Origin of the sequence: Collimonas pratensis, assembly GCF_001584185.1 — a bacterium.
Classification (GTDB): Bacteria; Pseudomonadota; Gammaproteobacteria; order Burkholderiales; family Burkholderiaceae_D; genus Collimonas; species Collimonas pratensis.
This window is the reverse complement of the sequence record NZ_CP013234.1, coordinates 5,369,474-5,392,600: the sequence shown is the minus strand read 5'-3', so window position 1 is coordinate 5,392,600 and position 23,127 is coordinate 5,369,474. Positions and strand designations below refer to the sequence as shown.

The 23,127-nt window shown below is 52.1% G+C and carries 17 protein-coding genes; 10 read left to right on the top strand and 7 right to left on the bottom strand.

Annotation, left to right across the window (positions count from 1 at the left end):
- Positions 1–33: 33 nt before the first annotated feature.
- On the bottom strand, positions 34–612 hold the full coding sequence (locus CPter91_RS24025; RefSeq protein ID WP_061945166.1) for a DNA-3-methyladenine glycosylase I: 579 nt from the start codon (positions 610–612) through the stop codon (positions 34–36).
- A gap of 189 nt (positions 613–801) precedes the next feature.
- On the opposite strand from CPter91_RS24025, the gene CPter91_RS24020 reads away from it, so the two are divergent.
- On the top strand, positions 802–1,653 hold the full coding sequence (locus CPter91_RS24020; protein ID WP_061945164.1) for a D-amino acid aminotransferase: 852 nt from the start codon (positions 802–804) through the stop codon (positions 1,651–1,653).
- A 154-nt stretch (positions 1,654–1,807) separates the two neighbouring features.
- Positions 1,808–2,095 (top strand): DUF493 family protein, encoded by a 288-nt coding sequence (locus CPter91_RS24015; protein ID WP_061945163.1) that lies wholly within the window; start codon positions 1,808–1,810, stop codon positions 2,093–2,095.
- Between the two features lie 12 nt (positions 2,096–2,107).
- Here the strand turns inward: CPter91_RS24015 and gcvA are convergent, their stop codons facing one another.
- The gene (gene gcvA / locus CPter91_RS24010) at positions 2,108–3,034 is read right to left on the bottom strand and encodes a transcriptional regulator GcvA (protein ID WP_061945161.1); all 927 of its coding nucleotides are present in this window, start codon (positions 3,032–3,034) and stop codon (positions 2,108–2,110) included.
- A 169-nt stretch (positions 3,035–3,203) separates the two neighbouring features.
- Here gcvA and CPter91_RS24005 point away from each other — a divergent pair, with 169 nt between their 5' ends.
- The 5 genes from CPter91_RS24005 to CPter91_RS23985 all read left to right on the top strand — a co-directional run bounded on the left by CPter91_RS24005 (position 3,204) and on the right by CPter91_RS23985 (position 7,726).
- Positions 3,204–3,518 carry a DUF2917 domain-containing protein gene (locus CPter91_RS24005; RefSeq protein WP_082793210.1) on the top strand — a complete coding sequence of 105 codons (315 nt, stop codon included), beginning with the start codon at positions 3,204–3,206 and terminating at the stop codon, positions 3,516–3,518.
- A gap of 13 nt (positions 3,519–3,531) precedes the next feature.
- Positions 3,532–4,164 (top strand): glutathione S-transferase family protein, encoded by a 633-nt coding sequence (locus tag CPter91_RS24000; RefSeq protein WP_061946595.1) that lies wholly within the window; start codon positions 3,532–3,534, stop codon positions 4,162–4,164.
- Between the two features lie 71 nt (positions 4,165–4,235).
- Positions 4,236–4,916: a lipoyl(octanoyl) transferase LipB gene (lipB, locus tag CPter91_RS23995; RefSeq protein WP_061945157.1), complete on the top strand. Its 681-nt coding sequence runs from the start codon at positions 4,236–4,238 to the stop codon at positions 4,914–4,916.
- 55 nt (positions 4,917–4,971) lie between these two features.
- Entirely contained in the window at positions 4,972–5,979 is a 1,008-nt protein-coding gene (lipA, locus tag CPter91_RS23990; RefSeq protein WP_061945155.1) for a lipoyl synthase, read from the top strand.
- Positions 5,980–6,046: 67 nt separating this feature from the next.
- The gene (locus CPter91_RS23985) at positions 6,047–7,726 is read left to right on the top strand and encodes a hypothetical protein (RefSeq protein ID WP_061945153.1); all 1,680 of its coding nucleotides are present in this window, start codon (positions 6,047–6,049) and stop codon (positions 7,724–7,726) included.
- Positions 7,727–7,899: 173 nt separating this feature from the next.
- On the opposite strand, the gene CPter91_RS26120 is transcribed toward CPter91_RS23985, so the two are convergent.
- Positions 7,900–8,406: a hypothetical protein gene (locus CPter91_RS26120; protein WP_082793208.1), complete on the bottom strand. Its 507-nt coding sequence runs from the start codon at positions 8,404–8,406 to the stop codon at positions 7,900–7,902.
- Between the two features lie 7 nt (positions 8,407–8,413).
- Positions 8,414–9,529, bottom strand: a complete 1,116-nt coding sequence (locus CPter91_RS26115) for an XRE family transcriptional regulator (protein ID WP_082793206.1) — start codon at positions 9,527–9,529, stop codon at positions 8,414–8,416.
- A gap of 434 nt (positions 9,530–9,963) precedes the next feature.
- Here CPter91_RS26115 and CPter91_RS26790 point away from each other — a divergent pair, with 434 nt between their 5' ends.
- Genes CPter91_RS26790 through CPter91_RS23975 form a run of 3 tightly spaced genes read left to right on the top strand, consistent with a single transcriptional unit; the run spans position 9,964 to position 20,573 of the window.
- On the top strand, positions 9,964–12,576 hold the full coding sequence (locus CPter91_RS26790; protein ID WP_150119800.1) for a hypothetical protein: 2,613 nt from the start codon (positions 9,964–9,966) through the stop codon (positions 12,574–12,576).
- Between the two features lie 58 nt (positions 12,577–12,634).
- Complete coding sequence (locus CPter91_RS23980) at positions 12,635–14,653, top strand: hypothetical protein (RefSeq protein ID WP_061945151.1); 2,019 nt, start codon at positions 12,635–12,637, stop codon at positions 14,651–14,653.
- A 4-nt stretch (positions 14,654–14,657) separates the two neighbouring features.
- A complete protein-coding gene (locus CPter91_RS23975) occupies positions 14,658–20,573 on the top strand; it encodes a DEAD/DEAH box helicase (protein ID WP_061945149.1) in 5,916 nt (1,971 codons plus the stop codon).
- A gap of 115 nt (positions 20,574–20,688) precedes the next feature.
- Here CPter91_RS23975 and CPter91_RS26110 read toward each other — a convergent pair whose 3' ends face one another.
- The 3 genes from CPter91_RS26110 to CPter91_RS26785 form a co-directional block, all read right to left on the bottom strand.
- Positions 20,689–21,828, bottom strand: coding sequence for a DNA cytosine methyltransferase (locus CPter91_RS26110; RefSeq protein ID WP_082793204.1), 1,140 nt, complete (start codon positions 21,826–21,828; stop codon positions 20,689–20,691).
- Between the two features lie 220 nt (positions 21,829–22,048).
- Complete coding sequence (locus tag CPter91_RS23970) at positions 22,049–22,756, bottom strand: hypothetical protein (protein WP_061945147.1); 708 nt, start codon at positions 22,754–22,756, stop codon at positions 22,049–22,051.
- A 5-nt stretch (positions 22,757–22,761) separates the two neighbouring features.
- Positions 22,762–22,953 carry a hypothetical protein gene (locus CPter91_RS26785; protein WP_150119799.1) on the bottom strand — a complete coding sequence of 64 codons (192 nt, stop codon included), beginning with the start codon at positions 22,951–22,953 and terminating at the stop codon, positions 22,762–22,764.
- Between the last annotated feature and the right edge of the window lie 174 nt (positions 22,954–23,127).

Here is a 23,127-nt window from a genome sequence, read left to right as displayed (position 1 = left end):
TGTGTGAGCGCCCGCAACCGCTTCCGCGAACAATTACTCCTGTACGGCGTGGTGGCGGAAGCACTCGACGCAATGGTCGTTGACCATGCCGATCGCCTGCATATACGCGTAAATGATGGTGGAACCGACGAATTTGAAGCCGCGCTTGGCCAGATCCTTGGAAATCCGGTCCGATAAAGGGGTTTTGGCGGGGTTGCCGCCCAGCAGTGTCCACTGGTTCTGGATCGGCGCGCCGTCGACGAAGGCCCACAGATAGGGATCGAGGCCGCCCAGTTCAGCCTGCAGGCGCAGATAAGCCTGGGCATTGCTGATGGCGGCGGCCACCTTGAGGCGGTTGCGGACGATGCCGGCGTCGGCCAGCAGCGCGGCCACTTTGTCCTGGTCGTAGCGGGCGATCTTCTTGGCGTTCCAGCCGTCGAACGCGCGCCAGTAGTTGTCGCGCTTGTTGAGAATGGTTTCCCAGCTGAGGCCGGCCTGCGCGCCTTCCAGGTTCAGCATTTCGAACAGGCGCACTTCGTCGTGGCAGGGCTGGCCCCATTCCTCGTCGTGATAGGCAAGATAACGGGGATTGGCCGGATTGGCCCAGGCGCAACGGGTAAGGGGCTTGGTCATGGCGGGGAGGCAGGGGAAGCGCAGAGGCTTCCCGGAAGTTGAGTTACGCACATGCTACCGCACAAAATCATCTGTTGCGGCTGCCGGCGAATACAGGCGGTTGCGGCACACGCTACATACTTTTTTTGCATACCCGGCGCGGCGCCGCTGTGCCAGAATTGGTTTCTCTACTTTTTCAGGAATCCGATCATGCAAGACCCGCTGGTCTATCTCAATGGCAGCATGACCCCGCTGTCCGAAGCGCGTATCCCGGTGCTGGACCGCGGCTTCATTTTCGGCGATGGCGTCTATGAAGTGGTTCCTATCTACGGCCGCAAATTATTTCGCGCGGAACATCACCTGGCGCGCCTGTTCCGCAGCCTGGACAAGATCAGTATTCCAAATCCGCATGACAAAGCGCAGTGGATGGCGCTGATCAATGGCGTCATCGCCGCCCATCCGGCGGATGACCAGATGGTCTACATCCATGTCACCCGCGGCGTCGCCAAGCGCGGCCATGCCTTTCCCAAGGAGCCGCTGACGCCGACCGTGTTCATCATGACCAATCCGCTGGTGCTGCCGAGCGCCGCCTTGCGCGCCAGCGGCGTGCCCTGCGTGGCGATGGAAGACCAGCGCTGGCTGCATTGCGAGATCAAGTCGATTTCGCTGCTGGGCAACGTGCTGGCGGCGCAGAACGCGGCCGAGCACGGCGTAGTGGAAGCGATCCAGTTCCGCGACGGCTGGCTGACCGAGGCTTCTTCTTCCAATGTGTGGATCGTCAAGCACGGCAAGCTGATGGCGCCGCCCAAGGACAACTTGATCCTGGAAGGCATCCGCTATCGCCTGATCGAGGAACTGTGCGCCGCCGGCGGCATTCCTTTCGAGGCGCGCCGGATTACCCGGGAAGAGGTGTTCGGCGCGGACGAAGTGTTGCTGTCGTCGGCCACCAAGGAAGTGTTGCCGGTGGTGTCGATTGACGGCAAGGCTATTGGAAACGGCGTCCCCGGCCCCATATACCAGCAGTTATACGAGGCTTATCAGCAGGCCAAGGCCGCTGCCTGAACGCAGCAGGTTTTTTCGGGTAGTGGGGAAAATGGTTGCAGGGTGGATATTTCCACCCTGTTTTCATTTATGCAAGTCATTCTTGCAGAATTCCGCACCGCTGATAAGCTAGGTGTAAACTACCTGTCTGCAACATCACTGAAGAGCAAAGACCATGACCGACCTGACCAAGCCCATCGATCCGGAAGAAAGCCTGATCGAATATCCCAGCGTATTCCCCATCAAGATCATGGGACCGACGCACGATGCTTTCGTCGAGACCATCGTCGGCGTGGTGCTGCAGCATGATCCTACTTTCCATATCGACAAGCTGGAAGTGCGGCCTTCGTCCAAGGGCAACTATACCGGCCTGACCGCCAATGTGTATGCCATCCACCGCGAGCAGCTGGACAATCTGTATCGCGCCTTGTCGTCCCATCCGATGGTCAAGATGGTGTTGTAAGTCCCATGCGGATCAGGCCCCCGGCTCTCCGGGCCATTCGCTTTGCGCCTTGAAAGCACGCACCTCGGCTGTCAGCCAGCGATGGAAAGCCTGCACCTGGGGCTTGTCCATCGCCTCCTTGGTGCAGGCGAAATAATACGATAGAGGGCAGCGCGCCACGACATCGAACAGGCGCACCAGCTCGCCCGAGGCAATTTCCTGCAGCGCGATTGCATGCCGCGTCAGCGCTATCCCCAAACCATCCGACGCCGAGCGCAGCAGCATCGAGGCATCCTCGATCAGCAAGCCGCCGGTCGGCTCCACCAGGTCCACTCCCGCCGCCTCGAACCAGGGCAGCCAGGACGATTCGGTATCCATGCGCAGCAAGCTGCACTGCTCCAGTTCCTGCGGGGTTTTCGGCAGCTTGCCGTCGCGGTAGTGCGGACTGGCCACCGGATAGTAAAAATCATCCATCAGTTTTTCCACAATCAGGCCGGGATAGTTGCCCAGGCCGTAGCGCAGGCCGACGTCGATCGGTTCCCTTTCCAGATCATTGAGGTGATTGCTCGATTGCAGCACGACTTCCGTATCCGGATGCAGGTCGATGAATTTCCACAGCCGCGGCGCCAGCCAGCGCGCCGCGAACGAGGGCAGGGCGGAGACCGTCAGGCGCTTTTGCTTGGCGTCGAGCTTCAAGGCCTCGGCCGCCAGCGCGATTTCATTCAGCGACTTACGGATGGTGGCGGCGAAACGCTGGCCCTGGGCGGTAATGGTGATGCGTTTGCCGTGGCGCATGAACAACTGCACGCCCAGTTCCTGTTCCAGCGTGCGGATCTGATGGCTGATCGCCCCCGGCGTCACATAGATTTCTTCGGCGGCGCGCGAAAAGCTGTCGTTGCGGGCGGCGGCTTCAAAGGCGCGCAGAGCGGAGAGATTCGGCAGTTTTCTGAGATCGGCCATGGCGGGCTCGGGTTAGTGTGAGAAAAACTAGCAAGGAAAGGGAAAATTACTCGTTTTGTTAACACTCTGTACTTGATTAAAATGACTCTGTAGAAACAAGGAACGGCTATATCAAGCGCTTGAAGAGGATGTAGCGGTCAATATACCAGCAGTTTCAAGGAGCAGCATCATGAGAAAATTATTAGCTAACGAGTCTTTGGCAATCAGCGCTGGACAAGCCCTGTCAGTCATCGCGCCAGTGGCGCAAACTTTGCAAATCACGCAAGGCCGGGTGTGGGTGACGGTGTCCGGCCAGGGCGACGACTACTGGTTGTCGGCAGGGCAATTCCTGCACGTCGCCGCCGATAGCCAGATCGTGATCGAAGCCCACAAGGGCAACAGCGTGGTACAGGTGCAACAACTGTCCGGCCGCCTGCCGGCAGTCAGCGCCCGTGCCGGCTTCAGCAAGACCCTGATGCCAAACGGCGCCGCGGCAGGCTGCTGATCCGATGGCGGACATGCCGGATCAGATCACGTTCTACGGCAACGCCGATTCGGGACATGCTTACAAGGTCGGGCTGATGCTGGCGGTCAGCGGCCTTGCCCATACTTATCAGTCCATCGATATCGGCCAGCCTCGCCATTTGCGGCCGGAGCCGTTCCGCAGCCTCGCCAAGTTCGGCGAGGTGCCGTTGTTGGTGCACAACGGTGTGCCGTATATCCAGTCCGACTCTATCCTGATGCATCTGGCCGAGTTGAGCGGCGGTTTTGGCGCCGAGTCGCCGTTGCGCATGGCGCGTGTCCGTGAATGGCTGTTCTGGGAAGCCAACCGGCTCGGCATGTGCCTGCCGCAGCTGCGCTGGGCGCGCAGTTTTGCGCCGCAGGATTACCCGCCTGGCGCCGTCAGCTGGCTGCAAAGCCGGTTTGACGTCGATATCGCTAAGCTGGAAGCGGAACTGGCTGATGGCCGCGCCTTCATCATCGATGACCTGCCCACCATCGCGGATTTTTCGCTGTGCGGCTATCTGTTCTGGGCGGATGCCGCCGAAGTCGTGCTGCCGGTGGGTGTCGCCGCCTGGCTGCAACGCATTAGAGAATTGCCAAACTGGCAATCTCCGGAGAGCTTACTGGCACCCTTACTGGCCCCCTGAGGACCTGACGGTGGGTCGGCGTGCCAGCCGCTTTTGCACGCCGACCGCCTTTTTTCGTTACACTTGCGCTTATGTCCAGTGCGCAGCAACTCCGTTCCCCCGATCATCCGCCCAGCCTTCAGATCATCCATCGCGGCGTCGAATCCTACCCCGTCAGCTTTGAAGCCATGCGCGCGTTTACTGCCGCCCGCAGCGCCGATACGCCTGACCAGCTGTGGATAGTCGAGCATCCGCCGGTCTATACGCTGGGTTTGGGCGCCGATCCGGGCCACGTGCTGGCGCCGCACGATATCCCGGTGATCCAGACCGACCGCGGCGGCGAAGTGACCTATCACGGCCCCGGCCAGGTAGTGATCTACCTGCTGCTCGACCTGCGCCGCCGTCGTCCCGCGGCACGTCTGTTCGTGCGCGAATTCGTGCAAAGTATCGAGCAGGCGGTCATCGACACGCTGGCAGCGTATAATCTGGCCGGTGAACGCAAGCCCGGCGCGCCCGGGATATATGTCGCCGACGGCGCCTGGCAGGGTGCGAAAATCGCCGCGCTTGGCTTGAAAGTCAAGGCCAGCGGCTGCACCTACCACGGTGTATCGCTCAATGTCGCCATGGACCTGACGCCATTTTCCTGGATCAACCCGTGCGGCTACGAAGGCCTGCAGACTGTCGATATGAAAACGCTAGGCGTTGATATAACTCTCTCAGAGATGCAGTTAGCGCTTGCTCACCAACTGATGAAGACATTTACCGTTAATTAACTGCTGAATTTAACTGCGCGATTTAACCGAGCGCCCTCCGGGACTCCACCAGACCATGACCACAGAAACCACGCCGTCGCTGCCAACCGAAGCTACTGTCGCTACCGCCAGCTACAATCCGTCCGAAAAGCAGAAGGGCGCCAGCAAGACCGCGCGCATCCCGATCAAGATCATCCCGATCGAACGCCTGAAAAAGCCGGACTGGATTCGCGTCAAGGCGGCCTCGCCGTCCTCGCGCTTCTACGAAATCAAGGACATCTTGCGCGCCAACAACCTGGTGACGGTATGCGAAGAAGCCAGCTGCCCGAACATCGGCGAATGCTTCGGCAAGGGCACCGCTACCTTCATGATCATGGGCGACAAGTGCACCCGCCGCTGCCCGTTCTGCGATGTCGGCCACGGCCGTCCCGATCCGCTTGACGTCAATGAGCCGGAAAACCTGGCCAAGACCATTGCCGCGCTGAGACTGAGTTATGTCGTCATCACCAGCGTCGACCGCGACGACCTGCGCGACGGCGGCGCCGGCCATTTTGCCGAATGCATCCGCCACGTGCGCGCGCTGTCGCCGAACACCCGCATCGAAATCCTGGTGCCGGACTTCCGCGGCCGCATGGACCGTGCCCTGGAAATCCTCAACCTGGCGCCGCCGGACGTGATGAACCACAACCTGGAAACCGCACCGCGCCTGTACAAGGAAGCGCGTCCCGGCTCCGACTACGAATATTCGCTGAACCTGCTGAAACGCTTCAAGGCGCTGCATCCGAACACGCCGACCAAGTCCGGCATCATGGTCGGCCTCGGCGAAACCGACGAAGAAGTGCTGCAAGTGATGCGCGACATGCGCGCCCACGATGTCGACATGCTGACCATCGGCCAATACCTGATGCCAAGCGGGAATCACCTGCCGGTGCGGCGCTATGTCCATCCTGACGTCTTCAAGATGTACGAAGAGGAAGCCTACAAAATGGGCTTTGCGCATGCGGCGGTTGGCGCGATGGTGCGCAGTTCTTACCATGCTGACCAGCAGGCGCATGATGCCGGCATGATTGTGAAAAATCAGTAGTTAATGAGACAAATTAGAAGTTAGCGAGACAAATTCAGAAGTTGATGAGACAACATATGCTGCTTAAATGGTATTTGGTCATAAAAAATCATTCATAAACAAAGAGTTACCTTCTATCTCGGCTCTTACCAAGGGCAATAACTCTTGGCGAATAGATTGGTTCGGAGATTTGGCTTTCCCGAACCGTCTATTCCGCCGGACTCAGCCATCGCTGCTCGTGCACCTCTCCAAGGTTCTCGATAGCAGTTTTCATTACGATCCTTCCGTTCAACTCTCCCCTGACTCGACCACTCCTGCTCGGTTTCAACGCAAGGTATGGGTTTCGGCCGGTACTTTGCCGCTACTGCGCATCGGTGACATTTGGCGTGACGGAAAACTAGAAGCCAGCCCCGACTACCAGCTTGAACGCTTCGTCGACCTGCAGATTGATGACAGCACAGTTCATCTGGTCAAGGCGGGCCTGAACCTGGACGACAAGGGTTTCCTGTTGCCGCTGTCGGAACATCCATGGCATTTGAACTGCACGCATTCCTATTGCGTGATGGTGGACCTGCCAGATGGCCGTCAGCTGATCATTCCTTGCGTCGAGCTGATTCGATTCTATTTTGGATCGTCGAGCGGGCTAATCACCAAGCTGTTTCTGCCACCCCTACAGCGTAAAACTCTCTATGGCAGTCCCCAATTCGATCCGACCACCAAGCGCCTTGTCCTAGAGCTGGCCGAAAAAATATCTGGCGCATCAGCGGCGGATATAGGGCGGCTGCATTTGGATCCCATCGCCTGGCGTGCTGCCATGCATATTGGTACGTCGGCATTGAAAGCATCGGTCGCCCGGCAGACTATCTATCCGCAAGGTTTCTTTCCATTCGAAGGCACGACTACCTTGGCGGCCGCAGGGAAATGGTTGAGTTTGGGCGATCGAGCGGAGGCAACATTTCTCGTGTATAGCCTTCGTTCGTGCTCTCATCCGTTCCCCTTTCGCTCATTGCGCTACAAAGTACAAAATGTGTTTTCTCGTGCGAACAGCAAGTCTCCTCGCCAGAGCCTCATTCAGGGTTCTGTCAGCGATGCACCTCAGCAAGTAATTGTAGAGCGGGACGCATCAAATAGCCTGGCGCCGAAGACGATTCAGGTACGTCTAGAGCCACGCTTTCCGGATTTGCAGAAAAAGCCGGTCTGGAAAGACAAAGTGCTGGCGACCACCGACGGCGTTGGGCGCACAGGTGGTCGTGTGGGTCAAGCTGTCGAGTCGGCTGCTGTGGGCGAGCCTGGTTCTGAGCAACGAATCCGTCCAGTGAATTTGGACGTGTTGCTCAATACTGATCCAGCGAAACGCGACAGCATCCCTCAATTTTTATGCGATGCGGTCGAAGCGCTTTCAGTATTGGACGGTCTGGATATCGATCTCCTTACTGATAGCGATGAGGACGGGTGGACGGTGCCGATTACTGCGTTATCAGATGAAGATGGCGAGATCGACTTACGGCTTTCTGTCAGCAGCGATGGGGGAGTCCCACGACTGCGTCGGGCATCGGCATTTGGAGTGAGGCGCGGCCAAGTCCACGTGAGCGTCGTATTTATTGAGTCATCTCCTCTTTATATCAAGGTGTACGCAACAAATGGCAAGAATCTTGATGAAGTCTGGGAGACTCTACACAAGGCCGGTGTGCATTATCTTCATCTGCCGAACGAGGAAAATCTTAACATCGGCAATTGCACCAGCCTGTTACGGGAAGTGTTGGGCTGATCTGTACAATTCCCATTGCCGTGCGCATCGGCATCGCCACTTGCCGGGAATCGTCGCCAAATATGCGAAAGTCGGTCCAGAGCTTCGCGCCTAAGAAACGGGCCTGTCCAATAACATGCTCACAGGACTCTGATTTAGCGATTGCGTTGATGCAAAGTAGTCACTTCAATGCATTAACCTAAAATAAGACGCGTTCTGCGGATACTTAGCCACTGCTCGGAATAATTATCCTTGAGGGTAGCTGCTAGTTTGCCTTTAAGGTGTGCATTTAATATTTCCAGCGACACTAGACGATCCAGCCATGCCCGGCTATGTGCATGTCGAACTGCTGCCATGTCAGGGCTATTCAATAGCCATATTTCGGCAACAGGAATTGTGCCAGCATAAACGAGCAGGTCTCTTTCTCCATCATCCAAAAGTACTTGAGGAAATGCCTGATGAAATTTTGCGCGCATTTCATCTGTAACCGTCGCGACATGTTTCATTGATGCGCGAAGTTTTGCCTCATCAATATGTGTCCCAGATGGCCTATTTTGCGCGCCAGTTTGCGTCTCCTCGATTACTTTCTGGACTGTCTCAAGAGCAAAATAATTAGCAATAGTATTCCAGCAACCTGTGCGATGGGCTTCAATAATTACATTGGTATCTACAAGTACTCGCTGCTTAGGGAAAAAAGTCATATTTTCCCTATAAATCAAATGGAGTGGAAAGCCCATGCTCAGCAAATAAATCTTTAAGATCATCAACTGAGATTGCTAAGAGCTGCGCGACACGACGTGCGGAAACATGGCCTTCATCGATACCCCAAGATATTGCGGAAACAAAGCGTTTGCTATACCTGGCAGGTAGATGATTATTGGTTTCCTCAGTACTTGATCTTAGAACTTCATCTGGCAAAGAATCTAGTTGCGATAGCTTAATCACTCCCATATTTAACAATCGCCACTTTAAAGCGGGGCCACTCACACCAAGTTTTGTTGCGGACGATCGTATCCATCCAGCTAGAGCAAGTCCTTGTGGAGGTGAGCTATTTGCAACTAGTGTTTTAATTGTTCGCGTAGGCATTAATAGCCCTGCAGCGAAATTGTCTGCTAACTGCTCTACACGTTTCTCATCTTTTTCTGCCGGTAAGGAATTAGATTCGATACGCTTTGGCGGCATTGTTTGCCAGGTTAGAAGGTGAAATAGTTCGTGAGCCAAATCGTACGATCTGCGTGCGAGAGGTTCTCGGCGATTAATTAGAATCGCGTTTAGCTGATCGAGCTGGCATGCAGCGCCGGAGACACCTCGCACGGTATCGATGTACAAAACTAAGGTGTCTAGCCGATCTTGAACAGCTTCACCTAAACGCGCTGATGGTATATCGCCAAGATCCAATGTGGCACCAATAGCTTCTCCTTCCGCAGCCGCATCCTCAAACGTGGACTTGGTAGTCAATGCGACTCGGCGCAGCGAGGAGTGTATCGAGTCCCCTCGAAGTTTACCCAGGTGACGAAACGCGGCTATCCAACGACCAGCCTGATGCTCGAATTCATCTAGAGCTTCCGGGTCTGCATTTGTTTGGCGCCATGAAAATTTCCCTTCACCGGCCAGTTCAAAAGGATCAGTAAAGAAGTCGATACCGACACCAAAAATTTCCGCCGCGCGCACCATCTCTTCAAAACCCAGCTTACGCTCGCCCAACTCAATTTGAGACAAGGTCTGACGGTCCTTGAATCCGAGAGCTGTTGCAAGCTCCCCTTGAGTCATTTTTTTACGCTCGCGTAACGCGTGTAGCCGAAAGCGAATTGCCGTCGCGTCCATGGTTTCCCCCTAGGTTAACGGGATAGATTACATTGCGTATGAATAATATGCAAGAAAATCTTGCGCACTGAAGTAGTGCAAGGTTTTTATGAAGTGGATCAAGCTACGGCACCGAAATCGCATTTTCAGGAATCGGGTAAAACACCTTTGATTTCCGATCTCACCTTAAAAAGGGCGCGTATCCTGCAGATTTCTAGTGTCAGAAAGCGCTTCAAATATCACAACATTAAAAACCGACTTCGTTGGTATTTTTAGAAATATAGTTTCTATTTGTCAATGTTTTAGATGTACACTTTATAAAAAGTTACTCGCCTTGCCGTGAGGTAAGGTGCACGTGCTTCTTGAAATTCTTTTCGATGAACTGCTTTCACGTTGGACTCGATGCAGTAGGGGAAACTTTGCGTTAGACGTTAGAGCAGTAACATGGATGCTGTGTGAAGAATCTAGGCAATTTATTTGATGAAATGAGAATTACTGAGCCGCCAAGCACTTTGGACGGATGGGAAAGGCTTCTCGTTAAATACTTCCTGGCAGTAGGAGGAGACGGGGATTCCAGTGATTTGCATGCTTTCGAGGTGTCTACCGGAACACTTGCAATTGCATGTGGTCTTGACACTCAGGAAATCGAAGTTGAAAAAGCATTTCACGAGGTGCTGGTTAAGGATCCATCATTGGAGAACGTTCTCCAAGTTGGTGCCCATCCTAGAGCAGCGTCGGAGGTGCCTGGTTTTTTTGTCTATTTAGTACTGACTTTATTCATCGATGGTCTCTTGGATGAGCACCAAAGCATCAGTGGTGCATTTAGGAAAAAACTAGCGTCCTGGCTTGGGATAGATCGTAGCTTTAATGACCTTCAAGGCATAGCTACTATGTGGAAGGCTCTTGAGGCGTGGCTGGCGCAACGCGTGGCCGCAGGTGAACCATTTCGCCGCTTGGTTCTGCCAGATCCAGGAGGATGGCACCAAATCGGTCATACGCGGCGCCTTTCCTTTCCCACTCGCCATGACTTTCGGATAGTTGAGAATTTTGTTTCGGAAAACAGTATTGGTTTAGATAGCCCGACGGCGTTATTTATCGCCTTTCAACCATTGGTCAATGATGTATCGGATGGGTTGAAAGATGCATTTGAAGATTTCCGACGTTCTTATTACTTGCATCGCCGGGCCCTCGCGGATCATCGCTTCTGGCGCCTAATTACCCGTGTACGAAGCTCTGCAAATAACGAACCGCGTCAGCAAGCTATTCTCCAAATGACGTTCAATGACTACGGAGAGTCTGAGTTTCGACGATCTATATATCAAAGCTCCGAAATGCAAAGCTATGTCACTTTGGGAGCTGCGCTTGCGGACACTGGTATCGCATCCAGTTCGAACTTTGTGACCGCAATTAATCAGGGTTATCTATTTTTCCGTCAGATCGGCATGGGGCTTTGGCAAGCCGAGGCCAATTTGACGCGCTGCAATGAGCGTGTATTCGTTGCACTCTCGACCAAAATTCAAAGCGTGATGGGCATGCGTTTGGGATCTCTATTGGGTGACTCAACCTGGCGAATGACGACGGAAGCCAAGTCAATTAATGCAGTGGAAACAGCATTCGCTCAAGTACGCCTTCTCGTTGACGCTGGCGATTCAATTTTTCGGCCCACTGTATTCAACGGAATCCGTGTCTATGGGCGATGGCTGGGATTACCTGGCTTCCTACCTTCGATTGAGACGGACTCAAGTCAGATTACGCTAGCAGCTGAGGTCAATGACGCACCTGTTATTGATTGCAATGGTGTGGGTAACATTGTGCGGCTTGTTGCCGAAGAACCTTTGAACGGGACCTATAGCGTTGAACCCGAGCTGCGTCGCGGCGAGTATTTCTCACCTTGGCGATTACGACTTCAATTTATTTCACATGCTTTGCCTCATTCCTCGCTAAGTCGCACTCGTCAGAGATTGCAACAGTTGAAAGATTGGGATGGAGTTGTGAAGGTATCCGCTAAATACGATGCTGATGAGAGTCCTGTTCGCGAGTTTGGAAGCTCAGCGATGAAATGGCTATTGGAGGCCGTATACGCTGATGGTTGTTCTGGATGGGACGAGGCAGACTTGGTTAGCCTTGTGCGACGTACTGCTGTGGATTTCGAGGCTGACCCGTGGATGATGTTGCATCTCCTTCAGGACGCGGGGATTATTGAGCCTCGACTCCGGCAGGGATGGAAAGGCCGAGTATGGACACTGGTACCACCTCATATTGTGCGAGCACACAGGGGCGAAAATGAGGTGGCCTTGGTGGAAGGTGCCTTGTGCTTCAGGCAAATTGAGGACTTCAATTTAGCGGTAGAAGGTCTTGGTGGAAGTATGTTTAGGCATCAAGATGACACCCGATGGTCGGCACCAGTAATCGGAGCGAGTAACTTATCGTCAGCAATTTTAGCTGAGCGACTAGGGTGGCCTCTCGCCTTGGAAGTAGATTCAGCAAGCAAGTCACCGCTTGCTCTTGCTAGCACTGAGCGGCAAGCGGAGTATTACCGCATTTCTTCAGTTTGGTGCTGGAACGCAAAGCGATTCGTGTCTTCCGGGGCGGTAGAAGATAGTGTCCGATTGACTAGACGATCGCACCGAAATGGCACGGACCATGACGTCTTTTGCGTTGAGCATATTGGCTGCTCTTTTAATTACTTATCGAGGTGCGCTGCGATTACTCATGCACATGCCTTAGCCAAGGTCCCTCTATTTAGATTTCATGACGATCGCATCGAGCGCATTGCGCAAGATGGCGCTCTACCGGACATCCTTGCTTCGGCTCTGCGTAGACGGCGACTCCGTGCCGCTGGAATGACAGGTGGGGTTTATTCATATCCGGCAACGGAATCTGATGCTCGTTGGATTCTGTCACTACTTCCGGGCTGTATAGCCGGAATAAAAGTCGGCGAATCGCAGTCAGCGGGTTCCATTATGGCTGCTGTTCGTAGGTCCAAAGGAAGATTGCGAGCAGGCTGGAAAGATAATCAGTTAGTCATACAAATGAATAAATCAACGAGAGGTTTTAATGGTAGCTAGCTCTGGCCGACCATGGTATGCCGGGCACTGTGTAAGCCGGCATGAGCATGACAAATTAGTGAATATAGAGGTCATTGCTCGTTTGGATGAAACCGGGTGGATACCGCTCGAGAACGCGCGACACCTATTTGGAGGAGTCCAAGAAGTCGAACTGCATTGCAGCCATGCCAAGACAATCAAGATCGGCGAATGGGAGATGTTTCAGCTATCCAAAAAAGGGAAGAAATTTTGGATTGTTGGTGAACATAAAAAACTCCATCACTTTGCTGACTTGTCGAATCTAGGCAACGCTTCGCAGATCCAACGATATATAGCATCTAATGAATTGAAAACAACAGAGGCCTCTGGTAGCTGGATTTTGCGATCGCGGGACACCGAGATCTTGCAGGTTGAACTGAGGCAGATACAAGGTGTTGGACACCTCGCTACTGCTTCTGGAAAGATTCCTGCATTTCCTTTTGATCCTGACTGCATCGCTCGCATTCCTCTTGGCGGGAAAGAAATTGAACTATACGAATTTCGTCATAGAGGAGATCCAACTGCAATCTACGATTGGTCCTCTGACGAGGCTTATGCGGCGCGCGTTATACGATCTATCGCGAATGCGTCCGATCCTCGGGTAAAGGCTACGATTGGTTGGCTCGAAGAGCACGGGAGGACGAAGCAATCTTTAGAGTCGCTCGATGCAGTAGATATTGCTGCGGCCAATGATGCACTTCGATCTGACAAGCTTGCAAAGCGCCTTTCCTCCGACCAGGCGCTGCTGTCTTCGCTCGTGAACGCAATGATTAATGATTCTCGAATCTTAGGCTTGATCAAATCCAAAACCGATCTGATTGCCGAAGAGGAGCGCACCGCGTTGCGAATTCGCGCCGAAACATTGTTGCAAGAGGAGTTGATAACCCTGCGGCAAGAGCGAATAGCGTCACTGGATTTAGAGATAGAATCTTTACGCCTTGATCGCATAAAGAAAATCGATGATAGATATGCTGAGTTAGAGCGTGATCTAGCCGCGCGAAAAGAAAACGGTTTGATAGAAATTAATCGAGACCTTGGTGACTTGGTGATCGCTCTCCAGTTACAAGCTGACGAGTTCACAGATCGACGTAGCCGCGTGAAGGATGAGCTCGTTGAGCTAGACCAAAAATCCGATACGCTCAATGGCCAACTCCAGCTACTTCGTGATCAAGAACGAGATGTATTAATAAATATTGATAGGCTAGTCGCAATTACGAGCCTCGCGAAGTCACAGGTAAATACTGCTAGTGAAAAAATTTTGGCACTTCATTCTCCGCTGGAGCGAGGTGTACCATTAATGTCTAGTGACGTTAAAGAGTTTGTTGAGAGTTCGCAGCTTCTTTCGGAAAAAGGTAAGGAAATCATGCTGCAATTCCTTGCACTTCTGCTGGCAGGTGAAGTGCCCGTTTTAACAGGGCCGGATGTTGACGATTTTCTGTTAGTTGCAGAATCCATGTTCGCGAACGGTACATCAACGCGACTTGAAGGCGATCCGACAATTATCAACTTTGAAGATTTATGGCTACGCCCCGGTACAAACGTTCAAACAGCGTTGGGCGTTGCTCTCACTGGCACGAATTCAGACGAAATTGACGAGTCGACCAGGCTGGTGGTGATTAACCGAGCAGAACGCTCCGGCGCGCGATTTTGGTTTCCTGCACTTGCTGCACATGCGCGCCGCGGTGAGTTATCTAGAAGGTTACTAGCGTGCGTTACGATTCAAGATACAGAAAGCGAAGAAGCAGAAGCGGTCCTCAGTGATGCTACACGGCTTGACATTCGCCATGCATTAACCGCAGAAGCTGCAATTGTTGCGATTGCCTCGGGGATCGAGTTGAGGCGTGACTTGGATCCTGCCGAGCGACCAACAGACCTTGCCGAAGCAGTTCCTGTTCTTGCGCCACATCTTCAGCGACTAACTTTTGCGAGGGCTCAGCGCGCTGCGCGGGCAATAGTCGAGGCGAAGAATCTCGGTATACCAACACAGCCATTGGTTGAACTTTTTATAGTCGCGTCTGGCACCACCAACATCGCTGTCGTAGCTCAACTTAGGAGCTAAATTCATGCTTGATCCAATAGGCGGCTTTGGTCGCATCAGAGATTTTTTTATCTCCTACGTCGAGACTAGTTTCCGTATTTCTGACCCTGACGTAAGCAAGATACGTCGCAAATTACTTGAATCTTACGATACTTTGGCTACGGAGCCGTTTCTCGAACCAGTGCTGCGGTACACGGGGCATCCTAAGTTGCTAGAGGATTTAGCAATGGATGACAATGGCCCTCTCGGGAATCTATCAATTGCCGGAAGACGGGCATTCGTCGAACTAGCTTTGTCAGGATTATTTGATGGAGACATTGCTGATTCAGAGATTAAACGAAAATCGCGTTACGCTCCATATCAACATCAGATATCTATGCTTGAGCGCGGGATTAAGCCAGGTCATCCTGGTATCGTCACTTCTGGCACGGGTTCTGGAAAGACCGAAAGTTTTATGTTGCCCATTCTAGCGGCAATCGCGAATGAGGCAGTGCAGTGGAAAAAGCCGGATGCATCATTTTTACAAAACCGGTGGTGGGAAAGCGATGATGCGTCTTGGCGAGCTATGCGCCAAGGTGAGAGGCGTCCGGCGGCAATGCGAGCATTGATTCTCTATCCAATGAATGCATTGGTTGAGGATCAAATGGTCCGATTGCGAAAAACGCTTGATTCAGAAGAAGCGCGAACGGTCATGGACGAACGATTTGACGGCAATCGCGTCTTTTTCGCGCAATATACCAGCGCGACTCCGGTCACTGGTTATGAGACTCACCCACGGATGGCCGATGACACGGACGAGAAAAAGCGCCGCTCTCGAGGGCTACGCAAGCTGCGCTCCGCCCTCAAGCGGGCCGAGCAAGATCAACAGGCCGCGCGTAAGCATGATGCAAACGCTGCTGCCGAAGCAGCTTTATCTGGAGAAAAAATACCAGACTTAACTCGCTACATTTTTCCCTCCATGGATGGCGGCGAAATGCTATCTCGGTGGGACATCCAAGCTGCACCTCCCGATCTAATGGTAACCAATGCTTCGATGTTGGGAGCAATGTTGTCCAGGGAAGTAGAGGAAAAGATCTTTGACACCACTAGAAATTGGCTTATCTCGAATGACGACGCATATTTCTATTTGGTATTTGATGAGCTTCACCTAATTCGAGGTTCGGCTGGTACAGAGATTGCGTTTCTGATCAAGACATTAATTCAACGTCTTGGCTTAGATCAGCCGCAGCATCGATATAAGTTACGTATTCTCGCTTCATCTGCGTCGTTGCCAATGATTGGTGACGACGGCGAGCAATCTCGTACCTACTTGCGAGATCTATTTGCGCCATTTGGAACCAGTAAGACAGCAAACGATCCTGGCTCAACGGATTCGACTTTTTGGAAAGGCTGTGTTGTTGAAGGTGTTCCAAGTATTCCAATATGGAACCTTGAGGCCATCGATCCGGCTCCGTTCGTTAAGCTAATGCAGATAGCGCTTGCTGGCGGTGCGGACTTTGTTGCTAAGATGAAGTTTTCTGATGAGCTACTTCTTGCCGTGAAATCTGCGGCGTCTGCACTAGGGATTGCTGGCCAATCAGAAGAAGACACTGTAAAAAATCTCGCAGAGGCGGCTGCAGCTGCTATGACGAGTGGATGTAGAGATGGTAAGGGGGTTCGCGCGACACGTCTCACTGAAGTAGCTAATCGAATATTTGCAGACGGCGGCCCTGATCATGAACTGGCCCTGCGAGGTTTAATGCTCGCTCGGGCTTTGCCGGAATCGGGGTTATGGGATAAGAATCGAGCTGGAGTCGCACTTACCACTCCAGCATTTAGAGTTCATACGTTCATTCGAAATATCGAGGGTCTGTTTGCTGCTCCCAGCCCAACCGCAGACGGAGTCGAATTTAGCAACCTCACTATTGAGCGCGGGCTTTCTCATGCCCGTCCAGACGCTAACACAAAGCGCGGGAAGCGCTTGTTCGAACTTTTGTATTGCGAGGCATGCGGAGACTTGTTGATTGGTGGCCAGCGGGGGGATAAAACTTTAACTGCGACGGCGACTGAATTGCTCCCATCTTCTGGCAACCTTGAGAATCTTCCTGAAGGTGCAGCTAATGAATACTATGATTCAATGAAGCTAGAAGAGTTTGCAGTATTTTGGCCACGTAGGACCCCACCCTTATTACCTGAGCGCGACTACGATGACTGGCAGCTGGCCCATTTGGATCCACATTCAGGAGTAGTATTCACCCGACTCGATGCCGAGGTACCAGACGGGCATGTAGGTGGCCATTTGTACCGTCAGAAAGAGAATGCAGTTAGAAATGTAAAAGGCCGTGTTACTGGTCCGCGTTCTGCACAGCCTTTCTGCTGCCCTAAATGCGGCACTGATTATTCAAGGCGGCCAGTCACTAACCGATCACGATCACCTATTCGCGCTTTTCGCACCGGTGTTAGTAAAGCATCTCAGCTAGTGGCGACCGAGCTCTTCGAACTGTTGCTTGCTATAGGTGCGGAACCTAAGGGGATCTGTTTCTCTGACAGTCGGCAAGATGCCGCGAATCAAGCGCTCGAGATTGAAAACATGCATTTACTTGACGTGCGTCGCGAGATCCTCGTGGCCACGGCCCGGTCTTATGTAGCTAAGCAACGCGCTGAGTGGATTAGCCCAGAGGAATTTGAAAAACAAACTACGGCGCTAATGAATGAAAAAAAATTCGCTGAAGTTGCGGCATATGGAGCTCGCTACAATGCGCAAGGGTCGGAGGGGGAAAAGCCTCCCGCTGAGGGACGTATTGTTCCGCTCGCAAAACTTTTACAACATAAGGAAGGCCATGGCCATGTTGGTGAATTGGTTGCTGAGTTCGTTCGTATGGGCGTCCATCCGTTTGACAAAGCTGGGCGGCAGAAATTTCGCGGCCACGAATGGCATGAATTGTTCGTGCCTGCAGGGACGAATGGCAACGATATAGCGTACCACGAGGAACTGACCGGAGCGGACCGTTTAAATTTGGCCGGATTGATTTTGAGTCAGCAATATGAGTTGGTCGATGATGTAATTTTTGCGAACACTTTTTTTGCGTTGGAAGAAACTGGGCTCGCGTATCCATGTGTATCTGATCGCGATATTGCTGGGAAGGACGAACTTGACGCCTGGTTACGCGTATTCGCTGGCGCGTATCGAATTCGCGACAATCAGTACTTTGATGAGGATGCCAAGAAAGAATGGGTTCTAGGCTTTGACATCACTAACAATCGAGTTAAAAAGGTTGCGCAGAAGGTATTCGGGGACACTTCCGTTGTTGAGAAATTGAGCTCAGTCCTCGGCCGCTTATCCGCGATTGGACATAAAAGCGGCTGGTTTGATATCGGCAATCTGCATTTGCGTGTTGCTGAAGGGGGAGATCCATATTGGCGCTGTAAGACTTGTGAACGAGTCCATATGCATTATGGGATACGTCATTGCACACGCTGTGGAGATCCATTGGCCCTCGGAGCAAGTGGTAAAGTTGAAGATCTGTGGCAAGAGAATTTTCTTGGCAAGCGAATTGTGCGAGGAGCCAAGGATGAGGTGCCGCGATTCCGTCTCCGCGTTGAAGAGCTTACCGGTCAGACAGATAACTTTTCCGATAGGCTGAGAAAATTTAAGGGAATTTTTGTCGATGGACAGAGTGAGACGAAGAAGCGAGCTACTGAAATCGACATGCTATCAGTTACAACGACTATGGAGGTTGGTATTGATATTGGCTCGCTGCAAAGTGTGTACCAGGCCAATATGCCGCCACAGCGATTCAACTACCAACAACGTGTTGGTCGAGCCGGGCGACGCGGGCAAGCTTTTTCTTTCGTAGCGACTTTTTGTCGCGGACGAACCCACGACGCATACTATTTTGCACACCCCAAGGCGATTACTGGAGATGCTCCACCTCCGCCATTTCTTGCAATAAATCACGAGCCGATTCCGCTGAGACTATTGCGCAAATCTTGGCTGCGCGCGGCATTTAAAATGCTGCGGCAGGAGTGCCACCAAAACAGCAAGCCATATCCTGGTGATCTGTTGCTGCCTCCTGATATTCATGGCGAGTACGTTACTATGGCGGACTATTATTTCGACGATGCGGCGGGTTGGCCTCAACGCCTTCGAGATGCGCTGCACTCAACTATATCTGTGCGAGATGAATTTTTGCAGGCTGCAACGTTCAGCGTCGATCAGCAAACAGCGCTAGCGACGCATGCAACTGTGGAGCAGCTGATGTCGGAAATTAATGGTCTTAAACCAAATGAACCAACCGGTACCGGATTCGGGTTGGCGCGCTTTCTCGCCGAGCAGGGACTACTGCCGATGTATGGCATGCCGACCCGGGTTCGAAATCTCTACTTGGGCCTTCGAGAAGATGACGGTAAAGGCAGCGACGAATATGAATGGTCGACGATAAGCCGTGATTTGGACCTGGCCGTCTTCGAGTTTGCTCCCGGCTCTGTGCTCGTTAAGGATAAACAAAAGCATAAGGTGATAGGTTTTACCGGAAATCTTTCCGATCCGGTGAAGCGCGCGGGAGGTATCGCGGTCCAAGCGGTATCAGACTGGTGGGAGTCTGAAACATTTGTCGCCATATGTGATGCCTGTGGCTCTGCGAAGCACTATGAAACATTGCCGACAACAGAGCTTGAGTGCGATGACTGTCGTGAACAAATTTCGATAGCGAACTTCGCAGAATATAAAACGCCGACGGCTTTCCGGACAGATTTTAATCCTCAAGACAGCGGTGATGTAGTCGGGCGCATGAATCAACGTACTGTTGCCACAGTACTGAAAGTAGGTGAGCCAATTGTGCATCGAAACATTGTTGTGCGGCGCGGGGCCGGAGCCACAATTATGCAACTTAATGATGGGGTAGCTAATTCAGACGAGGTTGCTCAGCAATTTAGAGTCGATGAGGTGTCTGATTTACGATTGCCTTTGCCAGGAGCATCTAAATGGCTCAAATTGACGCGATCACAAGCGATCGAAACGAGCATTCGTGAAAAATCTCAGGCGAGTCGATGGGAGCTTAATGGAAATTTGGGTATGAAGTTCGGATTAATCTCTCGAAAAAAAACGGATGCTGTTTATTTAGAATTGAGAAAATTTGACAGCCGTTTAAATCTGAATCATGTTGCTCGTAAAGGGGAATTCTTCAATATAGCAACTCGTGCCGCCGCTGTTAGTGCCACCCAAATTCTAGTGCAAAAAGCAGCACTCATGCTTGACGTATCTGCTGAGGAATTTGAGGCACTCGAGCCTCGCCTTCGCGGTGGTTTGCCTATGCTGCAGATAGCAGACTCATTAGTCAACGGATCTGGTTTGTGCAAACGCCTCGGTGATCCGGACGTGTCGGGGGGCGTGCCATATATTGCCAAGTTGCTTGAGGAAATCTTGGAAAATGAAATTGTATGGCCTTTACAAGATTTCCTTGGCACAGATGGCGACGGTGCGCATGCGGAGCAATGTAAGACGTCTTGCTATCGTTGTATTCAACGATTTGGCAATCGTCGATATCATGGGCTGCTTGATTGGCGCCTCGGAATTGCCTACTTGAGGGCTATGATTCAGGATAACTATTCAGCTGGCATTGATACAAATGACAGGAATTTCCCAGAAATAGCTGAATGGCATGAATATGCGCATAGTTTGGCAGAGTCAGTTGTTGCAATGCGTCCGGGAACGATGAGCTACGTTGTTCTCGCAGCTTCAAAATTACCCTGCATCATTGCACGGTCTCTGGCAGGAGATGAGTTGTTCCGCACCGTCGTGGTTCATCCTCTATGGAGGAAAGACGAATCAGTGATGTCCAAGATCTTGGGTACTGATTGGGCGAATGGGCTCACTTTTACCGACACCTTCAACTTAGAAAGACGGCCTCTGCGAACTCTCGCGGAGATGCATAACAAGCAGGCAAATATAGAAAGCAAATAACCTGTAGTTAGAATTGCGAGATATTTGCCTTCTGTAATCGAGTTGGTCGGGCCAGTGATGGGAGCTCTGCTCCGCATTATTGGCCCAGACATTTTGACCTAGCTTCCGTCGAACCTCAACGCCCTTGAAACTCTGCGCGTAAACGAATAGCTTTTTTAATTTGCGAACGCACGCTGGATGATAGTTCGGCGAACTCGCCTTTACGTTCGAGAGCGTGAATTATATCCAACGGATCATTAGAGAGTTGGCGGGCATGCAAGATGCGCGAAGCACGATTAATTCTCGAAATTACGTTGCTGATGGTGCGAGGGGTGTACTCTTGAGTAGAAGATAACCACTCACGAAAATTTGGGTCGCTGAACATAGAACGCTGCTCCTCATAACGGGATATTGCGGCCGCCACATGCTCTGCCAAGGAGGCTGGCACGGCATTGGCAATCATCGTACTCTGATTAGTCATTGTTCCGGAAAACTGAAAATTCTCAGGAAAGGTTTGAATTCTTGCTCGCTCCCACGAAGATAGTGGCCGAGCTTCTTTGCATGGACCAGCGTCGTCAGGGTGTGGTTTATAACCTGGTGGAACGGGCCGGTTCGTTGATCGAATAGTCGGAGAAGGCTCGTCTAGCGAAAACACTCCTCGACGCCCCCAATTCCTTGGATGTCTATAGTAAAAATCGATGCCAAATTCATCGCCGACAAAGTTGCGTATAGACAGGGGATTTTCTGAACTCCCCATTTGAATTTCATCAAACAGGAAGTCATGTTCTTCGCCTATGCAGCCAATGGCAAAAAAACGCTTCCTATTTTGCGGTGCCCCGAAGTACGCTGCGTTGAGAATGCACTCAGTAATACCATAACCGGCTTTTTCCAAAACACTACGTCCTGACTGCCAAGCGACACTTTTGCGAGCACCTGGTACGTTTTCCAGCATGAACCAGCGCGGTCGCACTGCGCTTATGATTTTCGCAAACTTCAGTGTCAGTTCGGCTCGATCACTTTCAACGCGACCGCCTGCAACCGAAAATTCCTGACAGGGTGGGCCACCCATAATCAGATCTGGCCTCTCAGGACGAATTAGGCGAGTGGCGTCAGTTACCCGCCCTAAGTCCAGGTCTTTAACGATGTGATCAAAGTTGGCCTTGTAGACTTCCCGCGCAGGAGCCCAATGCTCTACTGCCAGCGTAAGCTCAAAGCCCGCTTGCTCAAATCCCTTACTCAACCCGCCGCATCCGGCGAAAAGATCCACAACACGCATTGACGCCTCCTAGTGGCGTCAATGTACAGCGATTGCACAAAGGCGTCAACATTTTGACATCCTGCTTCATGGCACCAAATAGCGGACGTTGGGCCTATATTCATGAATTCCCGTATGCAAATTGATGAAAGTGAGTAAGTAGGAAAATGAGTTTATTGTGTTTATATTATCAATTTCGGCGAGCGTGATTTTATGATTGAAACGCGTCCGCACGTGCCATTTACTCAGACCGCCCAGAATCATAGGGGGGGGGGGGAGTTGGCGGCCGATCTAAGGTCCTACCCAACCACTTATCAAACTGTGATTGGATATTGCAGCCGTCGGCACTCCGTCTCAACACGTGCCAACGATATGGTTCGATCCCAGGTTTTTTGATGTCGGTCCAGCCGCGTGGCAGGCCAAGCTCCTCTTCGGCATCTTCAATCGTCTTTCCTAGGTGCCTAAAGTTCTCCTCCGTGAAGTACCATTGGCCATCAACGATGGTCCGAAGATGTACATAACAGTCATGCACCAGTTCAAGCACGCTTTTGAAATACGTGTTGCACGCGGTGATCACATCCAACTCGGGGACGTTCGGCAAGTCACGGCAGGGAACAAAGTAATAGAAGGTACCCGCTTTACTGTGAGACCCGCCGGAGACTAAGTTCTCTCCGATGTGCTGCGTCACCGTTCGGAAATCATGGAAGAAGCGTGACAAGGGATCCTTTCGAAGCGCTTCTTGTCGAGGGGCATACCATACATCAAACTCTGGATTACCTTTGAGAGATGCTTGCATCGCGAACGTAACGCTGCGCGCGGCCGAGACAAAAGCAGAGACGCAGAACTGGACCGCCCAGAAATCGATTTTTTGGCCGTAGCGATGAACTTCGAGCAGAAAGAACTCAGCTTCCTGAACTTTATAATCCACCAGACCAAAAGATCTCGTCATGATTACTACCTAATGTGAATGAAACCGGGGCGCTTTAAGGCATCGAAAAGCTTACCGTGCACCCTGGCTTGTTCAATGGCTTGAACCCGATCGTCAGTGGAAATGTCCAGGGCTACAATTTGATTCAATACCGCCATACTTCTTCCTGATTCATTTTTTTTTGGTTTGGTATCGATGAGCACGATAGTCGCGGCCATTGTCTCGCCAAGAATGGTACCTCAACTTCACTTCGGTGGATGGATTCAGATCGCTAGCATAGCGGACGGCATCATCTGATCGACTGCCTGGCTGAGGTTGACGCCATTGGGGGTGGCGATTGAGCGATTTACATTCGGCGTATGCTCTGAATATCTGAGGTAAGTTTACTAAGG

Bases quoted from the DNA above. Each gene is read 5' to 3' on its own strand.
- CPter91_RS26115 (WP_082793206.1), bottom strand. From the start codon at position 9,529: ATGGACGCGACGGCAATTCGCTTTCGGCTACACGCGTTACGCGAGCGT.
- CPter91_RS23985 (WP_061945153.1), top strand. From the start codon at position 6,047: ATGGTATTTGGTCATAAAAAATCATTCATAAACAAAGAGTTACCTTCT.
- gcvA (WP_061945161.1), bottom strand. From the start codon at position 3,034: ATGGCCGATCTCAGAAAACTGCCGAATCTCTCCGCTCTGCGCGCCTTT.
- CPter91_RS24015 (WP_061945163.1), top strand. From the start codon at position 1,808: ATGACCGACCTGACCAAGCCCATCGATCCGGAAGAAAGCCTGATCGAA.
- CPter91_RS26110 (WP_082793204.1), bottom strand. From the start codon at position 21,828: ATGCGTGTTGTGGATCTTTTCGCCGGATGCGGCGGGTTGAGTAAGGGA.
- CPter91_RS24000 (WP_061946595.1), top strand. From the start codon at position 3,532: ATGCCGGATCAGATCACGTTCTACGGCAACGCCGATTCGGGACATGCT.
- CPter91_RS26785 (WP_150119799.1), bottom strand. From the start codon at position 22,953: ATGGCCGCGACTATCGTGCTCATCGATACCAAACCAAAAAAAAATGAA.
- CPter91_RS24025 (WP_061945166.1), bottom strand. From the start codon at position 612: ATGACCAAGCCCCTTACCCGTTGCGCCTGGGCCAATCCGGCCAATCCC.
- CPter91_RS24005 (WP_082793210.1), top strand. From the start codon at position 3,204: ATGAGAAAATTATTAGCTAACGAGTCTTTGGCAATCAGCGCTGGACAA.
- lipB (WP_061945157.1), top strand. From the start codon at position 4,236: ATGTCCAGTGCGCAGCAACTCCGTTCCCCCGATCATCCGCCCAGCCTT.
- CPter91_RS24020 (WP_061945164.1), top strand. From the start codon at position 802: ATGCAAGACCCGCTGGTCTATCTCAATGGCAGCATGACCCCGCTGTCC.
- lipA (WP_061945155.1), top strand. From the start codon at position 4,972: ATGACCACAGAAACCACGCCGTCGCTGCCAACCGAAGCTACTGTCGCT.
- CPter91_RS23970 (WP_061945147.1), bottom strand. From the start codon at position 22,756: ATGACGAGATCTTTTGGTCTGGTGGATTATAAAGTTCAGGAAGCTGAG.
- CPter91_RS23975 (WP_061945149.1), top strand. From the start codon at position 14,658: ATGCTTGATCCAATAGGCGGCTTTGGTCGCATCAGAGATTTTTTTATC.
- CPter91_RS26120 (WP_082793208.1), bottom strand. From the start codon at position 8,406: ATGACTTTTTTCCCTAAGCAGCGAGTACTTGTAGATACCAATGTAATT.